The organism is Candidatus Neomarinimicrobiota bacterium, assembly GCA_016784545.1.
Taxonomy (GTDB): domain Bacteria; phylum Fidelibacterota; class UBA8477; order UBA8477; family JABMPR01; genus JABMPR01.
This window is the reverse complement of record JADHUM010000014.1, coordinates 39,727-63,434: the sequence shown is the minus strand read 5'-3', so window position 1 is coordinate 63,434 and position 23,708 is coordinate 39,727. Positions and strand designations below refer to the sequence as shown.

Below are 23,708 nucleotides of genomic sequence, written 5' to 3'. Positions count from 1 at the left end.
AAGAAGCTGGATACCTCTTTTTCACGGATTATTACCGAAATGTTAAGGTGTAAATTAAGGAACCGCCCTGTACGGAACCGTACGCAGGGTGGTGTGAGAGGACGGATAGGGAATTAATCCCTATCCTCCTACTCGATTTACTTTTCTGGTGAAGCCTTTATGAAGGAAGTCGGGTTTCTATTGTCCATTCTCTCAAACGATATACTGTTTGGTCCATTCCCCTCAATTAGAACATTTCCAGTACAATAATTTCGCAAAAAATCCTCTTGATATTTGTCAAAACCATGTATTACATTACTCATGGGTCGAATATTCGACCCGCGGTTCGATAATTGACAGGTGCATATCAACAAAGGGGCGGAAGGAGGACCTGGAAGGGCAGTCAAAGAATTTTAATTTTCTGGAGGTGAAATATGCTGACACAGTATCCATGGGTATCCGTAAAAAATCAAGAACGCAAACACATCGAAATAGGAGCAATGCTCACACTTCTCGTGGCCATCATTACCTTTTATGGTGTTCCGGATTTCAATGACGCTGTCATCGTTGAAAAACCATATGTGCCCCCTCCAGTTGAAGTTCTCTCAATTCCAGCCACCATTCAACCCCCTGAAGTGCTCACACCTCAACGTCCTGCGGTTCCAATTCCATCTGAGAATGAGGAAATCGATATCGCCATGGATGAGATTAATTTCGATATGGATTTATATGAATATCTTTTGACTCCTCCACCAATAGAAGATCCTACCGTACCTTTCTGGAAAGTAGAAGTAAAACCCATTCCAGTAGGGGGTTGGGGGGCTATTAGCAAATATGTGATATATCCTCCCATAGCCATTGAAGCCAGACAGGAAGGAAAAGTCACTCTCGAGGCCTTGATAGGCAAAGATGGCATTGTCAAGGAGGTTAAAATTATAAAAGGTCTGCCTGGAACAGGTTTGGACGAGGCCGCAATGGCAGCCGTCCTTCAAACACCCTTCGAACCAGCCTATCAACGAGATAAACCTGTGCTCGTATGGGTAAATATCCCCATTGACTTTAAATTGCGATAGTTGGTTATTAAATATTCAGAAAAGCAGTCGGTTTATCCGGCTGCTTTTTTTTAGGTTTCACTATCCAATGTATTTGGCAATTCATGTTTAAGCTCAACGAGACCAATAACTAGAACCACAAGACAGATGATCCACAGGAAGGATTTTGCCAAAAAGCTCAACTCAAGCGGAAGAAAAAGTAACCAAACCAGCAACACTACCCCTCCACACAGGTTGATGACAATAGCTCCAGCTATTCCCAGCCCCCTCACTTTCCATTTTTCACTAAAAATCTCAAGAATTAACGCCAAACCAATCCCGAATATGACAGCGCCAAGAATGGAGGTATAAAAATAGGTACTAACCTGTGGCAGTCCCAGGAAGCTCAAGAGTCCAACTGGAAGTAGCAGGATAAGCAACCCCAGAAATATATTTATCAATGCATCTAAGATTAATAAGGTTTTCATAGGCATCCCCATTTCAAATCAACTTCGCTAAAACATCGTGTTGTTGTGTTTTGACTCATCGGGAACCACTTGCATGACATCCCAATGCTCAACTATTTTCCCCTCTTCATCAAGCCTGAATATATCGATGGTGGCATAGACACTGTCTCCAGGCCATTCCTGGCGACAATGGACCACTACCATATTATTTTCAGATATTACTCTCTCGAAGAAGATTTTCTTGTCTGGCCATTCTTTTGCCATCTTTTCAAAGTATTCTATGAAGGGAGCAGGACCATCTGCTACCAGGGGGTTATGCTGGATATATTCACTCCCAACAAACTTTTTGACAGCTTCAGAAGGATTTCCTTCGTTAAAGGCCATGGCATAAAACGCCAGTACATTCTGTTTATTTCTTTCATGTTGGTTGGACACTAAGAACTCCTATTAATCAGTGGTTGAAAAACTAGACAACCTGCATGCTTACAGTAAAACAAGATAATAATAGTCATAGTGTGAAAGGAGATATTTTTTAAGTTTAAAGGAAATAAATAGTTAAGAGGTGGATATATGCGTGAAATTAGAACTGAGATCGAAATTAATGCTTCCCAGATGGAAGTCTGGGATATCCTCATGGCTTTTGATAAATGGTCGGATTGGAACCCCACTGTCAATCAGGCAAGTGGTACAGCCACCCTGGGCTCCAAAGTGAGTATCATCATGGCAGGTTCTGAAGGTAAGAACGGCCAAAAATATTCGGCTGATATCACGACTTTTGAAGCGCCACGATCCTTTCGCTGGAGAGCTGTGATGATGGCAGGATTTCTTATGACCAATGATAGAAGCTTTGAGCTGGAACCTGCAGGCGAGGGTACCAAACTGATCAACACCGAGCACTTTTCTGGGCTTTTGGTTTCTCTCCTCTGGAGCAAGCTGGAAAATTTTGTTCCTGATTCCCTGAAATCAATGAATGAAGCTTTGAAAAGACGAGCCGAAAAAACCTAGATAAAAAATGCTGTTTTACCAATCTTAGAGTTACCAAAACGCTTGGTCAATTCAACCCCAGGCTCAAGAACTTATTGTCCCCCTCATAATGTAAGCTGCCAGATGTTCTCCCATGCCACAGGTGATCCCTTCAACCCGCCTGCCAGGGAGTTGCTCGCCAGGAGTTTCAAAGTATAGGTATCCTTAAAGTGCCGGTTTAGTTCATCAAGATCCACTGAAAAGGGGGGACCGGATTTCAACTTTTGATCGTATTCAAATGTAATCAGCAGTTGGGGGGCTGCGCCGGTGATCTCTATTAAATGCTTTGTATATTTTATCCGTAGCTCCGCAGGCAGTGCGACCAGCGCAGCTCGATCATATATTGCATCCACCTCGCCTATTAACTCTCGTGACAAGTCAAATACATCACCGATGTAAATGCATAAATTCTTGCCACTATAGCATGTGAACTTGCCACATTCGGTAATGCTTGGTTCAACACCGAGCTCTTGAAACAATTGCTCAATAGCTAGTTGGCTAACTTCTACTCCGGAGACTTGAATTCCCTGTGAAAGTAACCAGGCCACATCCAGCGTTTTGCCGCACAGGGGCAAAAATATCCGAGCGCCTTCCAATAGATTTATCGCTTTGAAGTGTTGAACCAAAAGAGGATGGGGTCTACTTTTATGAAAGCCGATGTTATTCAATTCCCAGGCTTGTTTCCATGATTCTAAATTCAAATAAGTACCTATAATGTTGTTGTTAGTTGGGGAAACCAATTACCCCTTTAAAATCCGGGGATATCCGCCTTTTCGTGGTGGAGAGGGATGCCATTATCATAGTCGAAGCGTTGTGGCTTGGATTGCATTAATCCTGGGAATTGATTGTAAAGACTGGTGGCAAATAGATGATCGAGATGCTCATTGCTTTCTGGACTCCAGCCCATAACCCGTTCCCAAATCTCAGCGGATTCCATACAGAAATAGATAAACAGATCATCACCCCCATAATAGCGTAAGGAATTATATACCGTTCGGTACATTTCCAGCCGCAACGGTTTGGGATACCGCATCTTGCCATCCATCCCACGAATCAACTCAGCAAACATGATCTTGGATTTGGGGAATTTCTCCAGAACCTTTTCCTTCATTTCAGGAGGAAAACGCAAGGAACCAATTGATATCCAGGCCACATTTTTGGGATCCACCACATCAAACAATTGTCTGATCAAATCAGGATAGCTTTGTTTCCATTCCTCATGGAAAAGGAGAGGGTCAAAATGAAAACCAATCTTATAGCCCTTTTCCTGAACCTGTCGCATGGCTTCAAGGCGTTCGTTCAGGGAAGCGGCTTTGTGCTCTTCGGCGTCAATGATGACCTGGGGGTTTACCGACCAGGAAACCACCGTGTGGCCTTTGTGGTCCAGCTCCAGCAGGTTTTCAATCAGATTGGACTTGGTCTTCAGCTCCAGGAGTACATTTGGCAATTCAGCAAAATATTCTATGACATCTTTAGAGTATTCTGAAGATGAGTCAAAGGCCAGACTATCAGACAATTCACCGGTCCCAATGCGGAAAAAGCGCTTGGGTTGCGTTGCAATCTTATCCTTTACTTCAGTCAGGAGCTTTTCTGTATTGGCATAGACCGTGGTGACGGGATTATTCAAATAGAATTGAAGGATGCAATAGGTGCAATCAATGGGACAGTTGCTGGTCTGATTGATAACATGATAATTGCAGCAGCGGTAGGTTCTATCCGTTCCAGGACATTGCTTGACGGTATGACCCTGTTTTTCAGTGAGTAGGATATCCCGCTTGGCAGGTGTTGACTCCTGCTTAAACATATTTTCTTTATCAGCTTCAGTGACCTCCTGCTGAATCACCTGTGCCTGGGGATTGTTCTTTATATATCGTTGGACTAATTCCTGATCAGCAACTTTCTGATCAACAATGATCCGAGTAATTTTTGGTTCTTTCATAGGACCTTATATATGTTTGAATATGTTTTTAAAGGCTGGTGATTTCAGCTTTTCCAATGAATGCTCAAGATCATCTTCATCTTTAGCATGGAAGGCGATCTGGACACCCTGTTGTTCAAAATAGGGATCCCATTTGATTTTCATGGAGTCAGGGAGCTGGGCAGCCTCCAGGGTTTTGCTTAGATCCACCCCAGCTTGATTCAGAGAGGGGAAGCGTGCCTTATTGATTTTCTCACGAATTTCCAGAACAGCCAGTCGATTGTCTTCGTAGGGCGTATCTGCCATTTCCCAGAGACCCATTTCTTCAGCTTTGGTCTTGAAATCCACATCGTCGTTTTTACTCATTTCCCAGACATTCTGGATGATTTCTGCCGTCATGTTGATGCCTATTTTCAGATTGGCAATAAACCGCTCGACCCATTCGAGGTGACCTTCGGCCCGCTGAAAAATAAGAGCTCGTTTGAGACTCAAGTCCTTGTTAATGATAAAGGTCTGGAGTGATGTGGGCAATTTCAGGAGAAAGAGAACCTGATCGATGAGTTTTTCCCGGGGTGCCAGCTCCAGAGCAGGTAAAATTTGCTCAGCCAACATGGGACGAGGGACACCCAGATCAATGGCTGCTCTCGTGAGGAGAGCCTTATCCATGAGATTCATGGGGCTGTAGTATTCAATAACCAGCTGGATCAATTCGAGAGTACTCTCTGTATCCTGTATGAGATAGACTGGGACTGCAGGTTTTCCGGCTTCCTGTTCTGCCTGAAAGCGGTGGATATCACCAATGATCTTAATGCAGGACGGAGATTGATAAGCCAGTATTGGTCTGGAAAGCTTACCCGGGCTAGAATCATCACGCTGATAGGGTAAGGCAGAAAAGCTGGAATGTATGGTGGGACCGGCTGTTGTCAGTTCTTTAACTGTGATCTTCATAGTCACCAATATGTCTTGGTTTCGATTAAATCAAATGAAATTTGCAATCTGATTGAACCGCAGTTACGTAAAACACACAAAATGATTGAACCGCTAATTACGCTAATTACACGAAATGGTTTAAAGCGTGAGCTTCAAATGCTGTTTGTTCGTTGCGTTCGTTTCTTTCGTTGTAGAGAGAATAATCCTCATTTGTCCCGGTTTTTTCTCGCCAGGGAGAGTCCACCAAAGCCACTGATGATGGCCATGTAAAACCCGAAATCATACCACCAGCCCGTATTGTTTGGGTCATAGACTCGCGTATGATCATTAAAAAAACCGACGATCAATGAGAGGGGAGCGATCCAACCATGCCAGACACCCTTAAAAAAACCTGAGGGGGATTGCCCCATATTGTGTTCAGGATTGGGCATACAGGAAGTAAATGCGATGAGAATCAACAAAGTGATTAAAGCTAGAAATATGAATCTGTAATGTTTCATGGATATCTCCTTGTTTATAAGGTCTCGAAAAGCCCTTTGGCTTTATTTTTACGCACCTTGTCATTGTCGAAATACTGTCCATTCATGGCAATGTAAACCCCATGTTCCAGAGTTTGAACATAGGCCAGGGCAGCCCCCATGTTGAATAGTCCATCAGAACTACCAAATACGATGGGAATCATGGCGCCAGTCAGGATAATGGTCTTGTCCTTAATATGATCGGCTAAAAAGTGAGCCGTTTCAACCATGGTGTCAGTTCCATGGGTAATGACAATCCGATCTGTGGCACTTTTCTGGCAATGAGTCAGGATTATTCCCCGATCCTGTTCCGTCATTTCCAGACTGTCTATCATCATGAGGCTTCGAATATTCACATTAAGCTGTGAGCGACCCTGCTCCAGCATCTGTTTCAGGTGTGTGTCTCTAAAATAGAGATCCCCATTCAGCTCATTGTATTCTTTGTCAAAGGTGCCCCCAGTGATGAAGATCTGTATTTGCATCTCGTGTGTTCTCCTGAACAATGGTTTAGTTCGACTTTCTGGTTTAACGGAAAGCAGTATGCCCTGAAACTACATGCGAGGAGTCCATCGATTAACAAAAAAAGAGCAGGAATAATTGATAAAATTGCTTAGAATAAGAATTGTTTCAACAAAGGAGTTTGCATGCTGGAAAAAACAGGCCGAAGGTGGCTGAGAGTCATTCATATTATATTTATCGCCTCTCTCATGGGCAGTCTGGCTTCAATCCTGTCGATTAAGGCCATTTCTGGTCTCGACACACGCCAACTTTTTATTGCAAATTATTCTATATATACGCTTTTCAATACGGTGGTGACCTGGTCCTTTTACGGGGTGGTGACTACTGGGCTGATCTACTCAGTATTTACCCATTGGGGATTGACCAAACACTGGTGGATAATTGGAAAATGGACAGGAACGGTAATACTCTTCGCTCTGGTATGGATCTGGTTGGGACCAGCAATCAATGGTATGATAGCACTTTCAGATATTGGGATGGAGGAATCGGCGGTACCTCATAGTTATATTGAATATCACAACACCTTAACACCTGTAATAGCAGTGGCGCTATTGATTATGTTTACGCTGATCGCCATTACCATTTTCAGACCCTGGGGGCAAAGAAACCAAAAATACGAGATGAATCGCAGCTGGGTGTTGTCCCTGACCGGTATGGGTGTGGCTCTGGGAGTGGGTCTGGGATTTATGGGATATTATGATCTGGAATCCTATCGCAATATGGAGATAAGGAGTCCTGATTTGACCCTGGTTCCTGATGGCATCCATCGCGGCTCGGTGAGCTATTCAGGTTTTGAGTTTACTGTAGCCGTTAAGGTAATCGAATCACGAATTGAGGGAGTAGGCGTGGTCAATAATCGGGATAGTGAATATGCCAGGTTTGCAGAAGGCATTATCCCGCGGGTGATCCGAAATCAAAGTCCTGACGTTGATGGAATCACAGGTGCCACCACCACCAGCAAATGTTTGATGAAGGCGATAGAGATCGCCCTGGAGGAAGCGCAATGAATGTAGATAAACGAGTCATCCGCAAATTTGAAAAGAAGACCTGGTCAGAAGTGAAATCCAAGAATTCCTGGCAAGTTTTTCGCATTATGGCAGAATTCGTAGAAGGTTTTGATGCATTGACACAGGTTGGTCCTTCTGTGACTGTTTTTGGCTCCGCACGCACCCAACCGGATGATCCCTTTTATGGGATTGCCTATGAACTGGGAAAACTTTTGGCCCGTGAGGGTCTCAGTGTCATAACAGGAGGTGGTCCAGGCATCATGGAAGCCGCCAATAAGGGTGCTAAGGAGACTGGAGGCGCATCAGCAGGTGTTGGTATTGAATTGCCCTTTGAAGCCTCTAACAACGCCTTTATTGACGCAGATAAGAATATTACCTTCCGCTATTTCTTTGTACGGAAACTCATGTTTTTAAAATATTCCCAGGCATTTGTAGCTTTTCCTGGCGGTCTGGGCACCCTGGATGAATTATTTGAATCTCTGACGCTCTCACAAACAGGCAAAACCCCTAAATTTCCCATTCTATTAGTGGGTCGTGATTATTGGTCTGGTCTGGTTGACTGGTTACGAGAAAGAGCTCTGGCTGAGGGTTACATAGGGGCCGATGATATCGAGTTGTTTAGAGTTGTGGAAACGGCCGAGGAGGCCATGGATTCCATTACCCGCTTTTTTGCCAAATTCCGCAAGGAGATGGTACCGAACTTTTAGGTTTTCAAAATCATGAAGTCTCACAAGCACCAAATATAAACAAGCTACGATTATGGAAATACTTCGATGAATAAACTATTTGGAAATCTGTTTATCCTCACTGGCATCTTTGCCATAGTTGGGGGAGGCTACACCTGGGGAGATGGAATCATTTTCAATCAGAATCAATTGATTAAGGTATGGATCCCTTGGGCTGATGTCCTACTAACAGGACCACTATCCATTATTTGTGGGATTGGCATTTTCAAAAACCTCTCATGGGCAAAGATCCTGGGTGTGGCGACGAGTGGAATCTATATATTCGGCTCTCTCATGGTTTTCATAAGCATCGTTTGGGATAAGAACTACTCGATCTATCTCATCATGCCAGCCGTCTGTGGATTGCTGATCGGAGTGAGCTATATTTTTCTGAGTATAAAAAATCAGGTGGACATTAGATCCGCTACGAATGAACTCAACTAGAAACTGGAGAGATGTGTGTTCAGGGAGCCCCTTTGTTCAATGTCCTAGCTTGATAATTAACAAGTCACCCTCTGGATCTGCATAACCGTGACTCCAGCCTGTGATGTAGTATTCACCGCTCTTGCTCTGAATAATATCATAGCCAAAGTCAGGAGCAGGTGTACCGTAGGTACTGGTCCATATCGTGTCGCCTACTGAATCAGTTTTTACCGCATATACATCCCACTCTCCTTGCCCGAAACTCTGGGTGAAACCAGTTAAGATAAAGCCTTCATCTTGTGTCTGAAATACGGTCATGGCTCGATCGTGTGAAGGACCGCCATATGTTTTAGACCAGACTTCTTCACCCTGCATCGTGATTTTCTTTAGAAAGATGTTCATATTATTTGAATTTCCCCAATACTCACCATAGCCCGTAAGGATGACTTCATTCGACTGATCAATAATAACGGTATGAGCGTTGTCATAACCTGCCCCGCCGAAGGTCCTTTCCCAGAGCAATTGGCCATTCTCATCAGTTTTAATGAGATAGGCATCTCTGTCCCCTGCACCGTAGGAATAAGTAATTCCAGCGGCCACAAATCCATCATCACTGGTTTTATCAATTGAGAAGACCCGATCCGTTTGTGAACCCCCAAAAGTTTTGGTCCATAAGGTGTCGCCACCAGCGTTTGTCCGAATTAAGTAGGCATCGAGTTCTCCATTCCCAAAGCTATTGGTTTGGGCAGCGATGGTGTATCCTCCGTCATTATTTATAACAATGGACCATCCTATGTCATCGCCTGGGCCTCCAAATTGCCGACGCCATTCTTTTTTTCCTGATGCATCTGTTTTAATGAGGAGAACATCATTTGGGCTTGTTGCACTGCTATTGGTAAACCCAGCGATGATAAACCCCTTATCGCTGGTTTCTTTGATACACCAGCCATTGTCATCGCCTGGACCCCCAAATTTTCTGGTCCAGACGGTATCACCAGATGCATCTATTTTTAAAAGATAAACATCCAGATCTTTTGCTTCTGTCGAGGTATTGCCGACAATCACAAAATTTTCATCAGAGGTTTGAATGATGTGAATCCCTCGATCCGGACCCCGTTCACCATAAGTTTGAATAAATGAGCCGTCATTTGTTGAGCAGGAATTAAAGCAGAGGGAAATTAATGCCAGGCAGTATTTAAACATAGCAGATACCTCATGGGTTATCATTCATTATGGGACTTACGGGAAAATCCATATTTTCAACATGTAAAGATCAGGAAATTATTGACTACAATCCAGACGAGTCCAGGGCCCTGAAACAGGGGGAGTGCATGGGATTTCTCTGTTTAGCTGAGTTTCTGTTTAAGTTTGGTAACATACCGACGGCTCATGACGTAGGGTTCTTCAATACCTTTCATGTAGACCCGGTACGAATTATTGAACCACTCTTCCAGACGATCCACAAACTCCATGTTGACGATGGTCGTTCGGTGAATCCGGTTAAAAAAAGCCTGGGGGAGTCGGGTTTCCCACTCCGCCATGGATTTATGTACCAGCACCTTCTTTTTGTTGGTACACAGGACCTCAGAATAATCTCCGGCTGATGTTATGCAGACGATGGTACTGATCTTTAAAAATCCCAGACTGGTATCCAGTTTGAGGAGCAGCCTATCATGGTATTCCAACTCCCTTAAGTCATCTTCTGCTTCGTCAGGAATCAACTCAAGTCGTTCGATGGATTGTTGAAGACGGTCAGCGCTGACTGGTTTTAACAAATAGTCCAATGCGTTGACTTCGAAAGCGCGTAAGGCAAATTCGTCATAAGCTGTGACAAAAATGACCCGTATATCGGAACTGATATGTTCCAGGACATCAAAACCATTCATGCCAGGCATCTGAATATCCAGAAATACCAAATCTGGTTCCACATCCTTGATCATTTCAAGCGCATCCTGTCCATTGGGGGCTTCTCCCACAACCTCAATATTTTTGTGGTTATTGAGAAGTAAACGTAAGTCATTGCGGGCAAGACGTTCATCATCTACTACAATGGCACGAAAAAGCTTAGACATTATTTCCCTCGACATCTCGTGAAATTGAAATCCTTATAACAACACAACCCTCTTCTTCTGAAGTCGTCAGGTCGTATTTACCTGGGAATCTATTTTCAAGGCGTTCTTTTACATTTTTCAAGCCGGTTCCTGTGCCTGCGGGTCGACTACGCCCCTCAGCATCATCTGACAACCAGGTCCCACTGTTTCTCACGGTGACGGAAAGCTCATTGTCTTTAACACTGGCCAGGATTTTAATTTTCAAAGGCATGCTGGAGGTCTTCATTCCGTACTTCACAGCGTTTTCAACCAGGGGATGCACCAGGAAGCTGGGGATGGGATATTCCTCGGCCAAAGGGTCGATTTCGAAACTGACCTGCAGATTTTCCTCATAGCGCTTTTCTTCAATGGCGAAGTAATGTTTTATGGCAGTGATCTCTTCGCTGAAGGGCACGTCACCATTGTTTTTACTTACCAGCGAATAGCGCAGGAGTTCTGCCAGTTCTGTCACCATATCCCGCGCTTTACCCTGGTCTTCCAGGATGAGAGCCCGAATAGAATTCAAAGAGTTAAACAGAAAATGTGGGTTTAGCTGATATCTCAGCATCTGGAGCTGTGCGCTATGTGCCAGGAGTTCGGCTTTTTCAGTGCGGGCAAGCTGTTCGTTCCACTGTCGCCAGAAATTGATTAAAAAATAGAGTGCGGACCACGTAAACAGGATAAATGAGTTCCAGTATATCTGACTGATATTGCTGCGCATGGTGATTTTATCCAGGGCTTTCTGAAACTTTTCAATTCCGTAGATGGGGTAGGAGACAAATCGGTCCACATAAACCCAGATCACAGCAAAGACAACTGAAGTAAGGATGACTATCCCTGATACATTCAGAATGGATCGATGCTGATAATCCAGCTTTTGATATATTTTCCGCATGATGATGGTCACAAGAAAGGCTACCATGTAGGTTACTGCAAATCCAATGGTATTTGCTACATCCAGATCCTTATAAGAATAGTAAATGAGGTAATAGATCACCCCATACAGGAACCAGCCTGAAATTTGGAGTACCCAGAAGAGTGAGATTTTGCCAGGATCTTTTGTGGATGTCATAAAGGAAGATAACTTTCGTGTGATAAAATAATATTGCTAATTCTGTTTCTCATAAGCGTTGAGCCCAATTTAGTCGGTGATTTTAATAGTATATTCTGATTTAGCCCAACGGCCAATAAGTACGACAAGCGGTTAGGGCAAAATAGTCCAGAGCTGTTTCACGTTGGCGATGATGGGGATGGCATGAATATCCAGGTTACTCCAGGGGTTGATGAGACCTATTCCAGCAATGATGATTGAGCATATAGCCAGAGCCCACAATACAGGCTTATTCCATCGCCAATCACTCAAATAGTCTAGTTCATAGAGGTTGAAGTAAATGAGTGGTAGAACGGGTACGAACCAACGGATGCTATAGCTCCACCCCCCGTAATTAGAACTGAATAACCAATAGTAGGACATGAGAACAATTGTGCCCACCAGAATGGTGAGGGTTTCAAGCTGAAAGCCATTCGTTCTCCAAACATTCCTGATGAGCAGGGGGGCTAAAAAGAACAACAGGGGATTATACCAGACCAATCCTCTAGACCCGAAGAGGCTCAAAAATGCGTATTGAAACGTGAATAATGGGGAGTTTATGCTGACCCCGGAGAGGGCCCGAGAATCTGTCCAGACCGAACCTTCGAATACAAAAAACTCGGGATTGATTTGAAGGGGCAAAAGGGTTCCCCCGATAAAAATATTTACTCCGAGATGTAAGGCGAGAGGAATGAAAGCTCCAACCATGAATAAGATTGTCGGAGAAGAAACACGCCATTTGTGAGCGACCAACAGACCAAAACCCAGCAGGAATATCGTAGTGGGTATATCCATACTGGCTGCCAACCCGAAGAACAACCCTGACCAAAATAGCGCCTGTTTCACATCTTTATGCTTCCCTTTCAGATAGAAAAAGAAAGCAATCATGAGACTTGAACCAGCCAGACTATGATTGCTGAAGCTGGATGACCAGGCAAATGCCAGGGAAGCAAAGGAATAGAGAATGATGGCCAGGGGAAGTTTGTCTTTCTGGATTGATGTGAATGAAAGCGCACTGCGAAAGGCTAGAATGCTTGCTATCCAGAAGGTTTTTACGGTGAAGAGTATGATGAGATAGTAGCTCAGATTCCAACCATAATCCAGATGCAATCCCAGAGCATGCAAGGGAGCATAAATGATGGCTGCCAGCATGGATGGAATGGCAGGTTTATCGGAATAGATGTGACCCTCAATGAAGACCTTATCTCCACCATTCACAAAAATGCTTTCGTCTATAATAAAGCTGTGATGCTCCACAAGGGATTGGGTTAGTGCCATCCTGCTGGCTTCATTCCAACCGTTAATACGTGGGTTGATGGTGATCAACGACACTCCCACTAACAGTAGCAGGAGTAGTTTTGAGGATTCAGGTATTGATTTCATTGATGGGCTCGGTAGCAAATTAGCAATCTGAATATGAACTGCAAGATGGCATCCAAGTTTACCTGCGGGGTCTCATTTTCTACTTCCACTATTAACCCGGTCTGGCTAGACTGCCCAGCATGAACTTAATTTTGCTAAATCAGAATGATTTTATTGCTGAAAACCAGGTCCGTCTGACGGGACGCCGATTGGAGCATATACGAACAGTTCACCGGGCTGAGTCTGAATCTCACCTGAAAGTTGGGCTGCTCAACGGCAAGATTGGTTACGGAATTATTAGTCAGATCGAACCTGATTTTGTTGAGTTGACCACCACATTTGATCAATCACCACCAGAAATTCTCCCTGTCACCCTTTTATTGGCTCTACCGCGCCCAAAAATGCTTAGGCGGGTTCTACAAAGTGTAACCTCTCTGGGTGTCAAACAGATTTACCTGTTCAACAGCTTCCGGGTGGAAAAGAGCTTCTGGAGCAGTCCAATTCTGCAGCCTGAAAAACGCCACGAACAACTCTTGCTCGGTTTAGAGCAGGCTCGGGACACAATGCTCCCAGAGGTTCATCTGCGACAGCGCTTTAAACCTTTTGTGGAAGATGAATTACCGGAATTGTGCCAGGGCACCAAAGCCCTGGTCGCCCACCCAACCAGCGCAAAGGGGGCATTGTTGGAACCCAACCTGCCAACCACACTTGCCATCGGTCCAGAAGGGGGCTTCATCCCCTATGAGATCGACATGTTAGTGGCCTGCGGTTTTATTCCTTTCAGCCTCGGTGAGAGGATCCTCCGGGTTGAAACCGCAGTGCCAGTCTTGCTCTCACAAATGCTGCCATTTTAACGCTACCCCATACCCATTCCTCGCCTGGGATGCAGAACAAATAATTGTTTTGCGCACCCGTGATCTGATTGACCTCCCTCCATCCCAATCGCTCCCAGTGACCATTTGAAGAAAAAGACAACCATCTGCAGATGAATTCATTTTCATAATCCTTTCAAGCTTAAAATGGCATCATGACACTCAAGGGAGGAAGCATTCATGAAGCAGAACAGACAATTTATTACTCATCTTTTCATCTTTACCATAGTGGGATCACTGATCCTGGGTTGTAGTGGAATTCAACAGGGAAAAGAGCTGGTTTTTGAACAAGTAAATCGTGGTCAATTGCTCGCAGATGCAGCGACAGCCTATCGTGCTGGAGATTTTGCAGATGCCGGTAATTACTACCAAAAGGTGCTGATCCACAACCAGAATGATGCTATTGTAGCCTATAACCTGGCATGTTGCTATGCCCTGCAGGGTGACGCTACCCAGGCTGCAAAATTCGTGACCCTTGCCTTCCAAAATGGTTTCAGAGGGCTGGAAATATTCAATAAGGATACAGATTTTGATCCCGTGAGGGAAGATCCGGAATTCAAAAAGGCTGCCGGGGATATTAAAAAACGCTTCCATTCCATTGGAACCATGGACTATGTAGCAGCTTCATCCATGATGCCATATCGGATACGGTTCCCAAAGGACTATGATGCCAGTAAAAGCTATCCACTACTCATAGGAATGCATGGTATGGGTGGCAATTCTGAAGGATTTATCAGTCAATATGACAAACTGGTGGATCCACAGGTCATATTTGTAGCGCCTGAAGGCCAGTACCCGTTATCCTTACATATTGGAGCACAATGGCATCGCCGCAAGTGGTCCATTACTGATGTTGGGAAGGAAGCCTGGAAATCAAGCGACAAAATGGTGAGTGACTACATTTTAAAGACCATCAAAAAAGTGTCTAGTGAATACAAAATTTCAGATGTCTATATCATGGGATTTTCTCAAGGTGCAGTATACGCCTATACCATTGGCTTAAAGCATCCTGATAAGATTAAGGGAGTGATCGGGTTCAGCGGTTATCTCATGGATACGAAGGGGGACAAGTCTATTCTCACCAAGCAGGATATTGCGACTGGGAAAGATCTGCGGCTCTATATCGCCCACGGTATTGATGATGCGGCAATCGATGTGGAAACAGCTCGAAAAGTGAAATCAATGTTTGAACAGCAGGGCTATGACATCACCTATAAAGAATTTGAAGGACGTCACAATGTCAAAGCAGACGTCTTTAACGAGGCTGTAGCATGGATGCAATTATAGAATTTACGGGGTTCATTCTAGTCTGAATGAATAAGAGAAGCCACTTGAGAAGGTGGCTTCTTTGTTTATGATACTAATTGAAAACTTTGGGGGATGCCTACAGGTCTTTGTAGGCTACGCTGTACCAGACTTGATGGTTTCTCTCTCCATGACTTACGAATGAGTTCTCTTGTTTCCCTCGGCATGAGATATGATACTATATTTTCAAGGCTAAAATTTTGTGTTTTTCTGTTCGTTAGCCAGATAATGCAGACGAATAATTTTCAGTTCCTCGTAACTTATCTCCTGTCCCAGTGCTTCGAACACAGGACGAAGCGCAAGCGTACCATGTTGTTCTAGAGCCTTGCAAACTTCTGTTTGGGTTTTGGAAGACAGCTTAGAAAGTTCAATAAAAGCAGAGTTGCCGCGCAGAGTATTACCTTCTAAGCAGTATCTATATAAATGATCCAGAACCGTTTTGTTTTGAACCTTAAATTCCTTTGTTATCTCTACTATTGTGGAACCGGAATTGAATTTATCCCCAACAAGCTGATGTCGGGGTGTACCAATGGTTTTAGATGAGGATGTGAGTTTCCCACCAGACCCACCTTTAGGTTTTTCTTGCAACTTATTGATCTGACAGTATTCAGCGATTGTTTGCATAAATGAAGACCCATATCTCACAAATTTAACCTTGCCAACACCATGTAATTGCAGCATCACAGCTTCAGATTGGGGGAAATAGATCGCCATTTCAATCAATGTTTTATCGGGGAAGATCACATACGGTGGTACATTGGATTCATCAGCCAGGGTCTTGCGCAATTGCCTCAACAACTCAAATAGCGTAGGATCGTATGGTTGCTCTGTTTTAGGCTGAGGTTGTTTTTTCTGCCGTTCTTTCAACGGGGCAGAAATAATTTGTTGGCCCCGAAGTACTTCCCAGGCTTTTGCAGTCAACTTGAGACTGCCATGCTCCATATCCTGGGTTAAGAGTCCCTTTTGCACAAACTGTCGCGAAAGATAAAACCATTCTGTTTTAGAAAAATCTTTCCCAATTCCGTAGGTGGAGAGCTCCTGGTGACCAAACTTCTTCACTTTTTGCGATTTTGAACCTCGCAGGATATCAATAATCTGACCTGCACCAAAAATTTGTTTAGAATGTTTGACACAGGACAAAAATTGTTGGGCGGGAATGGTTACATCACGGGAAGTTTGATCATCAGCCAGGCAATTATCACACATGCCACAGTTTGTATCATTGTAAGTTTCGCCAAAATAGGTGAGCAGGGGAATGCGCCTGCAATCATCTGTCTCAGCAAGTCCGACCAGCGCATTTAATTGGGTATGGGCAATAACTTGCTCACTTTCTTTTTTTTGCCCAATAAAATATTTAATCTTTCGAATATCACCATATCCAAAGAGGAATAGACAATCGGCTCGCAGCCCATCTCTACCGGCTCGTCCAATTTGCTGGTAATAGCTTTCTATGTTACTGGGCAAGTCGTAGTGTAAAATGAAACGGACATTTGGCTTATTTATTCCCATCCCAAAGGCAATGGTTGCTACCATAATTTGTGTATCATCCCGGATAAAACTAGCCTGATTCTGTTGGCGTACTTCAGGTGAGAGGCCAGCGTGATAGGGTTTGACGGAATAACCTTCATTTTGGAGAAAATCAGCCATATCATCAACCTGCTTGCGGGAGAGACAGTAGATGATGCCAGATTGGTCAGGGAATCTTGCAAGAAAATCTAGCGTTTGCTGAGCAGATTGGGATTTATGCTTAATTTCCAGAAAAAGATTTTCTCGATTAAAACTGGCAACAAAACTAGCTGATTTATCAAAGCGCAGTGATTTTTGAATATCCTGCTGAACCCTTTGAGTTGCAGTAGCCGTCAAGGCCAGACAGACGGCGTCAGGAAAGCGTTCCCTGAGATCCATCAGCTGGCGATATTCGGGACGAAAATCATGCCCCCATTCACTAATACAGTGAGCTTCATCAATAATAAAGGCGGCCACTTTTTGAGACTCGAGAAGTGCAAGCGTTCTCCCCATAAGCAGCGTCTCAGGAGCCAAATATAGTAAGCGTACTTTGTTTTGCCGAAGAAGTTGAACATTCATTTGATATTCATTCGGTGATAAAGAGCTGTTTAGCATCAGCGCTTCAACACCCAGGGCTTCCAGTTGTTTGACCTGGTCTTCCATCAAGGAAATCAGGGGAGAGACGACAATGGTGAGGCCATCAAAAAGCAGGGCAGGAATTTGATAACAGAGCGATTTCCCACTTCCAGTAGGCATGATACAGAGCGTATCTTTTTTCTTGAGGACATTTTCAATCACTTCTTTTTGCAAAGGACGGAAATCATCGTATCCGAAGATATCTTTGAGGATATTTTGGGCTTCTTTGATCATATTAACTCACGATTTCTGGAAAATATATGGTAGTACAAACACAACAATCTTGTTTTTGGTTCATTTTTTATCCGACTGTATCAGGGTTAGAGCTGGAAGGTATCACAAACTCCAGGTTAATCACAGATGAAAGTTAATAGAAATGTCTACCATATTGAAAAGCCAATACAAATCAGTTTGATCGGGGCATCCCACCGAACTCCAATAGCGGAAATCGTCTTGCTGAGGTTCTCGAAGCATGACGATTTCGTCCCGCATGGTTTGTCTAAGATCCTTCGCGTGCTCCAGTCAGTGAGACAAACTTAAAATGTCTTTGCGAGAAACGAAGTGACGAAGCAATCTCCGAATTCTTGGAAAGCGGATGAATCGAGATCGCTGCCAAGCCTGTCAAGGTCGTAAATCCCAAAAAAGAGCTCATTCTTTTTACAACGAAACATACGAAGATGACGAATCATTTTATGTCTTTTCGTTCAGTTCGTCTAGTTCGTTGTAAGGAAAAGGCGATCTTGAATTATCACTCGAAACTTTGGAATCGCTCCATTTGAGTCATTGCGAGTGAAGCGAAGCAATCTCCGAATTCTTGATTAACGGATGGATAGAGATCGCCACGTCGGTCTGCGACCTTCTCGCGAAGACTGCGCAGGGTTAATCCTTTAGTTGTTGTGCCTTTTCGTTCAGTTCGTCGAATCCGTTGTAAGATGTTAAATGGCTGGTGGTTTCGCAGGCTGTCTTGCGAAGCAATCTCCGAATTCTTGGTAAGCAGATGGACCGAGATCGCGTCAGTCGTTTCACTCCTTCGCGAAGACTGAGTAGGATTAATCCAACAAGGACCGCATCACATACTGGAGGATGCCACCATGGCGATAGTATTCCATTTCGTTGGGTGTGTCGATCCTAGTAACTGCAGTAAAGGAGAATTGACTACCGTCAGTTCTTGTGCACTTGACCTCAAGCTCTTTACCTGGTTTGAGTCCTTCTGCGATCCCGGCGATAGAGAAGCTTTCTTCACCGGACAGTCCCAGGCTGACCCGACCCTCGCCATCTTTGAACTGCAGTGGCAATACACCCATTCCGATGAGGTTGCTGCGATGAATGCGCTCAAAACTTTCAGCAATAACAGCTTTAACACCCAAAAGATAAGTTCCCTTGGCTGCCCAGTCGCGACTGGATCCAGTTCCATATTCTTTTCCAGCGATAACTACCAGAGAGGTTCCTTCAGCCTTATAGGCCATGGCACCATCATAAATAGTTGTGACCTCACCTTCAGGTAATTTTTTGGTAAAACCCCCCTCGGTTCCAGGAGCTAGGAGATTGCGTAGACGAATATTGGCAAAGGTTCCGCGCATCATGACTTCATGGTTTCCACGACGACTCCCATAGGAGTTGAAGTCTTTCAGGTCAGTTCCCTTGTCGATGAGATATTTACCTGCAGGTGTATCAGCTTTAAAAGCCCCAGCTGGTGAAATATGATCCGTTGTGACGGAATCACCGAGAAGTGCCAGAGCACGAGCATTGCTGATATCACTAAGGACACCATGTTCACGGGTCATGCCCTCGAAAAAGGAAGGTTTGCGGATATAAGTTGAATCTGCTTCCCAATCAAAAGTGTTACCTTCAGGAATAGTCAAACCCTTCCAGGCGGCATCTCCACTAAACACATCGGCATATTTGCTGATGAACTGCTCAGGTTTAACAGCCAGTGCGACAGCCGCGGCAATCTCAGTAGATGTTGGCCAGATATCTTTAAGGAAGACATCACTGCCATTTTTGTCCTGGCCAAGTGGTTCGGAGGCCAGATCGATGTTCATGGTTCCAGCCAGGGCATAAGCCACGACCAGGGGAGGTGAAGCCAGATAATTGGCTTTGACATGCGAATTGACCCGTCCTTCAAAATTTCGGTTCCCGGAGAGCACTGAAGTAACCACCAGATCGCCAGCTTCAACGGCTGATGCGATTGGAGCGGGCAGGGGTCCACTATTTCCAATACAGGTCGTGCAACCATATCCTACCAGATTGAATTGGAGTTGATCCAGATAAGTTGATAGCCCTGACGCATCAAGATAGTCAGTCACCACTTTGGATCCTGGAGCCAGGCTGGGTTTAACCCAGGGCTTAATATTGAGTCCTAATTCCACGGCTTTTTTGGCTACCAGACCAGCGCCAACCATGACATTGGGATTGGAAGTATTTGTACAGGAGGTAATGGCCGCGATAACCACATCACCATCCTTGAGCTGATAGTCACTACCAACAACATCCGCTACACCTTTGCTTGAGCCCCTGAGGACTTCAAGGTCCTTGACCCAGTTAGCTTTTGATTTAGATAATTCAATACGATCCTGGGGACGTTTGGGTCCAGAAATGGAAGGAACAACCGTACTCATGTCCAATTCAAGATTGGCTGAATAAACTGCCTGGTCAACACCAGCTTCATAAAACATTCCCTGGGCTTTGGTATATGCCTCCACTAGAGCGACCTGCTCAGCATCACGACCACTAAATTTCAGATATTTAATAGTAGCTTCATTCACTGGAAAATATCCCATTGTGGCACCATATTCTGGTGCCATATTGGCGATGGTGGCCTGGTCTTCCAGGCTGAGATTGGCAATACCTGCCCCATAAAATTCAACAAATTTTCCAACCACACCAGCTGCACGGAGCATCTGCACCACAGTGAGTACCAGGTCTGTTGCAGTCGTGCCTTCAGCCATTTTTCCTGTCAGCTTGAAACCCACAACCTGGGGGATGAGCATGGAAATTGGCTGACCCAGCATCACGGCTTCGGCTTCAATTCCACCGACGCCCCAACCAAGAACTCCCAGTCCGTTGATCATGGTGGTGTGAGAATCAGTTCCAACCAGTGAATCAGGATAAATCTGAATGCCGTCTTCGGTCTCTTTTTTGAAGACTACCTGAGCCAGATATTCCAGGTTGATCTGATGGATGATACCAGTATCTGGTGGAACCACTCGAAAATTCTCAAAAGCTTCCTGTCCCCAGCGTAAAAATCCATAGCGTTCACGGTTGCGTTCCATCTCGATGCTGGCATTTTCAGCAAAAGCGCCGAGGCTTCCAAATTTGTCTACCTGGACGGAGTGATCAATGACCAGATCGGCAGGTTGTAGAGGGTTTATTTTTTCAGGATTTCCACCAAGATCAGCCATGGTATCCCGCATAACTGCCAGGTCTACCACTGCAGGAACCCCTGTAAAATCCTGCAAAAGAACTCGACTGGGTCGTAACTGAATTTCGTGTGATGGAGGCTCGTTGGCATCCCAATTTAAAACAGCTTCAACATCTCCACTGGTCACAGTGATATCATCTTCAAAGCGCAGCATGTTTTCAAGCAGCACTTTATGGGCGATGGGCAACTTGCTCAATTTGTCATCAGCGTTCAGCTTTGAGAGTGAATAATACTCGTAATCCTGACCGTTTAGTTGAAGGGTTGACCGAGTATTAAAGCTATTTAAAGAATTGGATTTGCTTGCCATGTGGGGCTCCTGAAATTTATTGGATTAATCAATGATATGTTGGTTGGGAGGTTGGTATAATTATAGATGCTAAGCACCTTACAAACTAAGATTTTACTTGCCAAAATCAATCGACATCAGAACTGGTTTTCGGAAAACCCCCAGGTACTCATACAGGTTTATTACATCTGTTTATGAATAGTTTCAAATTGATTGATTTAAGAGCATATTTCAGCCTTCATGTTTGAATCAGAAAAACAGGGATGTTAAGTTGACGATATACATTGATGTTTTGTTCTGGATGCGTCAGAAACGATGGTTCCTCTTTGCCATTGCCTATGGTCTTATCATGCACTTTGGAGTGACACCCCCAGTAGACCTTAACCCCGCCGCCTTTGATGCCCTCATTATCATCTCTATGGCGCTCATCCTCATCATAACCGAGCCCTTACCGCTTCCAGCTATTGCCATGTTTATGTTGTTTATGCAAGTGGTTCTGGGAATTGACACCGCCAATAATGTGGCTTCCTCCTTTATGAACGATGCTGTCTTCTTTATCATGGGGTCTCTCATGCTAGCCGTGGCTATTGTGAGTCAGGGGCTGGATAAACGCCTTGCCCTGGCCATCATATATCTGACCGGGCATAAAACCTGGCGAATTATTGCTGGCTTCACTGCAATTTCCGCCATACTGGCTTCGTTTATCGGTGAACATACTGTTGCTGCCATGATGATGCCTGTGGGACTGACCCTGGTTCGATATGCCCACAAGGATCCGAAAAAGGTTGCGGGTCTCACTGCTGCTCTCCTCTTTTCCATTGCCTATGGAGCAACCATTGGATCCATTGGAACCCCCTCGGGTGGTGGTCGCAATGTGATCATGATGAATTACTGGGCTGAATTTGGAGCTGGTTCTGTGACCTATCTGGAATGGATAAAATATGTCTATCCCATGGTGCTGATCCAAATACCCTTCACCGTTCTTATTCTACTCTGGACTTTCAAACCTGAGCAAAGCAATCTTGATAGTGCAGTCAGAAAACTGGTGATTGATGTAGCTCGAGCTGGCAAAATCAAAGGTCGTGAATGGTTGGCCATTTTCCTGTTTATCCTCGTTTTTCTCGGTTGGGTTTTTCTCAGTGAGGATTTTGGGCTTGGAATCATTGCTCTCCTTGGTGTTTTCCTGTATCTGGCCTTTGGCCTGGTGGAGTGGCAGGAACTAAATCGGAAGACCAACTGGGGTGTTATTCTGCTTTTTGGTTCAGCGATTTCCATTGGAATTCAGATGAATGAAACCGGTGCTGCACGATGGATAGCTCAAGTGATTATAACCAATCTGGGGAAGGTTATAGATAATCCCGCAATTCTCCAGGGCAGTGTTTCAGTTCTCCTCACGGGCTTTATGTCAAATATTTTAAGTAGTTCAGCGACGGTGGCAGTTGTGGGTCCCATCGTGCTTGATCTGGGAGGAGATAAAATCCTCATCGGGTATGCCACAGCTATTGCTTCCGCCTTTGGCTATTTCACCGCTGTAGCTGCCCCGGCCTGTACCATCATCTATTCCAGTGGGCTGGTAAAATCAAAAGACTTTCTACGAGCGGGTTGGAAAATGGGGGTTTTATCCCTTGTTAGCCTCCTCGGTTTATCCTTAATATGGTGGCCATTATTATGACAAAAAAGAAACCATTAATCGATCCTAAATCACTCAAGTTTCTTACTGCAGTCAGTAGTGTAGAATATTCCAAACCTACCTTAAAAATGGGCGCTTTGATTGCCTCCGTTTTTGATGCCAGTCATGGCGTTGTCTATGTTGGGGAACGAGCCAGTGAGTTTCATGGAAGCTCCGTCAACCTGACACGAACGAATCTGGACAATTGGAATATTATCCACCCCGGTCTTGAAGTTCTGGAATGGGCACTCAAGGAATTGAAAAAGTTGTCCCCTGAAAATGAAGAGTTAGCTAAAATTCAATTTAATTCTGATCATGTTTATGAAGAGGATGGTCGGGTCCGCGTCATACTACCTGATGATAAAGGCTGCCGAATAGAGCTGGTGCTCCGAGAGGGTGAGCTGGTTGACCAATTGAGGAAGGAAATCCAACTGGAGAGTTACGACCTCGCCATCATTGGTGGTAGTCAGAACAAGCGACATCTCGCACATTCACTCATCCAATACCTACCGTCCTCCATTTTTGTGCTTCAAAAATTTAATCCTCGCATAAAATACAAATTATTGCTTCTGGTGGATGATTCCGTAGCCACAAACAAGTCCGTAGAGTGGGGCGCTTTGATTGCCGAAAAATTGGGATGGCCTGTACGAACGCTTACTGTTTCCAAAACCAAGCGCTTTGGAGCAGGGTATCAGGGCGCTGCAGATAAGGCCAAAGCATACTTTGACTCCAGAGGGATTGAGGTCGAACAATTTTTCCTCACCGGTGATCCTGTAAGAACTTTTGTAGATTTTGCCGGAGACAATCACTTTGTGATCATGGGTGCCTCAACTCTGAATCCCATTAAGCAACTCTTGTTTGGAAGTAAGCCTATCAAGACACTTGAACAAAGTGATGTCCCAATTTTAATCGTTCGATAGCTGACCATATC

General features: G+C 44.5%; 22 protein-coding genes. 9 read left to right on the top strand and 13 right to left on the bottom strand.

Annotation, left to right across the window (positions count from 1 at the left end):
- Window positions 1-413: 413 nt before the first annotated feature.
- A complete protein-coding gene (locus tag ISR87_04975) occupies window positions 414-1,052 on the top strand; it encodes an energy transducer TonB (protein ID MBL7024789.1) in 639 nt (212 codons plus the stop codon).
- 50 nt (window positions 1,053-1,102) lie between these two features.
- Here the strand turns inward: ISR87_04975 and ISR87_04970 are convergent, their stop codons facing one another.
- Both ISR87_04970 and ISR87_04965 read right to left on the bottom strand, forming a co-directional pair.
- Complete coding sequence (locus ISR87_04970; GenBank protein ID MBL7024788.1) at window positions 1,103-1,498, bottom strand: hypothetical protein; 396 nt, start codon at window positions 1,496-1,498, stop codon at window positions 1,103-1,105.
- 27 nt (window positions 1,499-1,525) lie between these two features.
- Window positions 1,526-1,912 (bottom strand): nuclear transport factor 2 family protein, encoded by a 387-nt coding sequence (locus ISR87_04965; protein MBL7024787.1) that lies wholly within the window; start codon window positions 1,910-1,912, stop codon window positions 1,526-1,528.
- Between the two features lie 135 nt (window positions 1,913-2,047).
- Between ISR87_04965 and ISR87_04960 the strand changes: the two genes are divergently transcribed.
- Window positions 2,048-2,482: an SRPBCC domain-containing protein gene (locus tag ISR87_04960; protein MBL7024786.1), complete on the top strand. Its 435-nt coding sequence runs from the start codon at window positions 2,048-2,050 to the stop codon at window positions 2,480-2,482.
- A gap of 83 nt (window positions 2,483-2,565) precedes the next feature.
- Here the strand turns inward: ISR87_04960 and tmpT are convergent, their stop codons facing one another.
- The 5 genes from tmpT to ISR87_04935 all read right to left on the bottom strand — a co-directional run bounded on the left by tmpT (window position 2,566) and on the right by ISR87_04935 (window position 6,348).
- On the bottom strand, window positions 2,566-3,201 hold the full coding sequence (tmpT, locus tag ISR87_04955; protein ID MBL7024785.1) for a thiopurine S-methyltransferase: 636 nt from the start codon (window positions 3,199-3,201) through the stop codon (window positions 2,566-2,568).
- Between the two features lie 47 nt (window positions 3,202-3,248).
- On the bottom strand, window positions 3,249-4,439 hold the full coding sequence (locus ISR87_04950; GenBank protein ID MBL7024784.1) for a DNA photolyase: 1,191 nt from the start codon (window positions 4,437-4,439) through the stop codon (window positions 3,249-3,251).
- A 6-nt stretch (window positions 4,440-4,445) separates the two neighbouring features.
- Complete coding sequence (locus tag ISR87_04945; protein ID MBL7024783.1) at window positions 4,446-5,366, bottom strand: hypothetical protein; 921 nt, start codon at window positions 5,364-5,366, stop codon at window positions 4,446-4,448.
- A 188-nt stretch (window positions 5,367-5,554) separates the two neighbouring features.
- Window positions 5,555-5,848 (bottom strand): hypothetical protein, encoded by a 294-nt coding sequence (locus tag ISR87_04940; GenBank protein ID MBL7024782.1) that lies wholly within the window; start codon window positions 5,846-5,848, stop codon window positions 5,555-5,557.
- Between the two features lie 14 nt (window positions 5,849-5,862).
- The gene (locus tag ISR87_04935; GenBank protein MBL7024781.1) at window positions 5,863-6,348 is read right to left on the bottom strand and encodes an asparaginase; all 486 of its coding nucleotides are present in this window, start codon (window positions 6,346-6,348) and stop codon (window positions 5,863-5,865) included.
- Between the two features lie 162 nt (window positions 6,349-6,510).
- Between ISR87_04935 and ISR87_04930 the strand changes: the two genes are divergently transcribed.
- The 3 genes from ISR87_04930 (at window position 6,511) to ISR87_04920 (ending at window position 8,561) form a co-directional block, all read left to right on the top strand.
- Window positions 6,511-7,392, top strand: coding sequence for an FMN-binding protein (locus tag ISR87_04930; GenBank protein MBL7024780.1), 882 nt, complete (start codon window positions 6,511-6,513; stop codon window positions 7,390-7,392).
- Complete coding sequence (locus ISR87_04925) at window positions 7,389-8,099, top strand: TIGR00730 family Rossman fold protein (GenBank protein ID MBL7024779.1); 711 nt, start codon at window positions 7,389-7,391, stop codon at window positions 8,097-8,099. Before ISR87_04930 ends, ISR87_04925 begins: the two co-directional genes overlap by 4 nt.
- Window positions 8,100-8,165: 66 nt before the next feature.
- Window positions 8,166-8,561 (top strand): hypothetical protein, encoded by a 396-nt coding sequence (locus ISR87_04920; protein ID MBL7024778.1) that lies wholly within the window; start codon window positions 8,166-8,168, stop codon window positions 8,559-8,561.
- A gap of 36 nt (window positions 8,562-8,597) precedes the next feature.
- Here the strand turns inward: ISR87_04920 and ISR87_04915 are convergent, their stop codons facing one another.
- The 4 genes from ISR87_04915 to ISR87_04900 form a co-directional block, all read right to left on the bottom strand.
- Window positions 8,598-9,743, bottom strand: a complete 1,146-nt coding sequence (locus tag ISR87_04915; protein MBL7024777.1) for a hypothetical protein — start codon at window positions 9,741-9,743, stop codon at window positions 8,598-8,600.
- A gap of 143 nt (window positions 9,744-9,886) precedes the next feature.
- A complete protein-coding gene (locus tag ISR87_04910; GenBank protein ID MBL7024776.1) occupies window positions 9,887-10,612 on the bottom strand; it encodes a response regulator transcription factor in 726 nt (241 codons plus the stop codon).
- Window positions 10,605-11,702, bottom strand: a complete 1,098-nt coding sequence (locus ISR87_04905; protein ID MBL7024775.1) for a histidine kinase — start codon at window positions 11,700-11,702, stop codon at window positions 10,605-10,607. The genes ISR87_04910 and ISR87_04905 overlap by 8 nt, the downstream gene beginning before the upstream one ends.
- Before the next feature lie 132 nt (window positions 11,703-11,834).
- Complete coding sequence (locus ISR87_04900; GenBank protein ID MBL7024774.1) at window positions 11,835-13,103, bottom strand: hypothetical protein; 1,269 nt, start codon at window positions 13,101-13,103, stop codon at window positions 11,835-11,837.
- A gap of 119 nt (window positions 13,104-13,222) precedes the next feature.
- On the opposite strand from ISR87_04900, the gene ISR87_04895 reads away from it, so the two are divergent.
- Both ISR87_04895 and ISR87_04890 read left to right on the top strand, forming a co-directional pair.
- Window positions 13,223-13,936 carry a 16S rRNA (uracil(1498)-N(3))-methyltransferase gene (locus tag ISR87_04895; GenBank protein MBL7024773.1) on the top strand — a complete coding sequence of 238 codons (714 nt, stop codon included), beginning with the start codon at window positions 13,223-13,225 and terminating at the stop codon, window positions 13,934-13,936.
- 198 nt (window positions 13,937-14,134) lie between these two features.
- A complete protein-coding gene (locus ISR87_04890; GenBank protein ID MBL7024772.1) occupies window positions 14,135-15,241 on the top strand; it encodes a dienelactone hydrolase family protein in 1,107 nt (368 codons plus the stop codon).
- Window positions 15,242-15,451: 210 nt separating this feature from the next.
- On the opposite strand, the gene recQ is transcribed toward ISR87_04890, so the two are convergent.
- Entirely contained in the window at window positions 15,452-17,635 is a 2,184-nt protein-coding gene (recQ, locus tag ISR87_04885) for a DNA helicase RecQ (protein MBL7024771.1), read from the bottom strand.
- Window positions 17,636-18,450: 815 nt separating this feature from the next.
- A complete protein-coding gene (acnA, locus tag ISR87_04880) occupies window positions 18,451-21,129 on the bottom strand; it encodes an aconitate hydratase AcnA (GenBank protein ID MBL7024770.1) in 2,679 nt (892 codons plus the stop codon).
- A 256-nt stretch (window positions 21,130-21,385) separates the two neighbouring features.
- Here acnA and ISR87_04875 point away from each other — a divergent pair, with 256 nt between their 5' ends.
- Together ISR87_04875 and ISR87_04870 are read left to right on the top strand one after the other, a co-directional pair.
- Complete coding sequence (locus ISR87_04875; GenBank protein ID MBL7024769.1) at window positions 21,386-22,780, top strand: DASS family sodium-coupled anion symporter; 1,395 nt, start codon at window positions 21,386-21,388, stop codon at window positions 22,778-22,780.
- The gene (locus tag ISR87_04870; GenBank protein ID MBL7024768.1) at window positions 22,777-23,697 is read left to right on the top strand and encodes a universal stress protein; all 921 of its coding nucleotides are present in this window, start codon (window positions 22,777-22,779) and stop codon (window positions 23,695-23,697) included. The genes ISR87_04875 and ISR87_04870 overlap by 4 nt, the downstream gene beginning before the upstream one ends.
- Window positions 23,698-23,708: the final 11 nt, after the last annotated feature.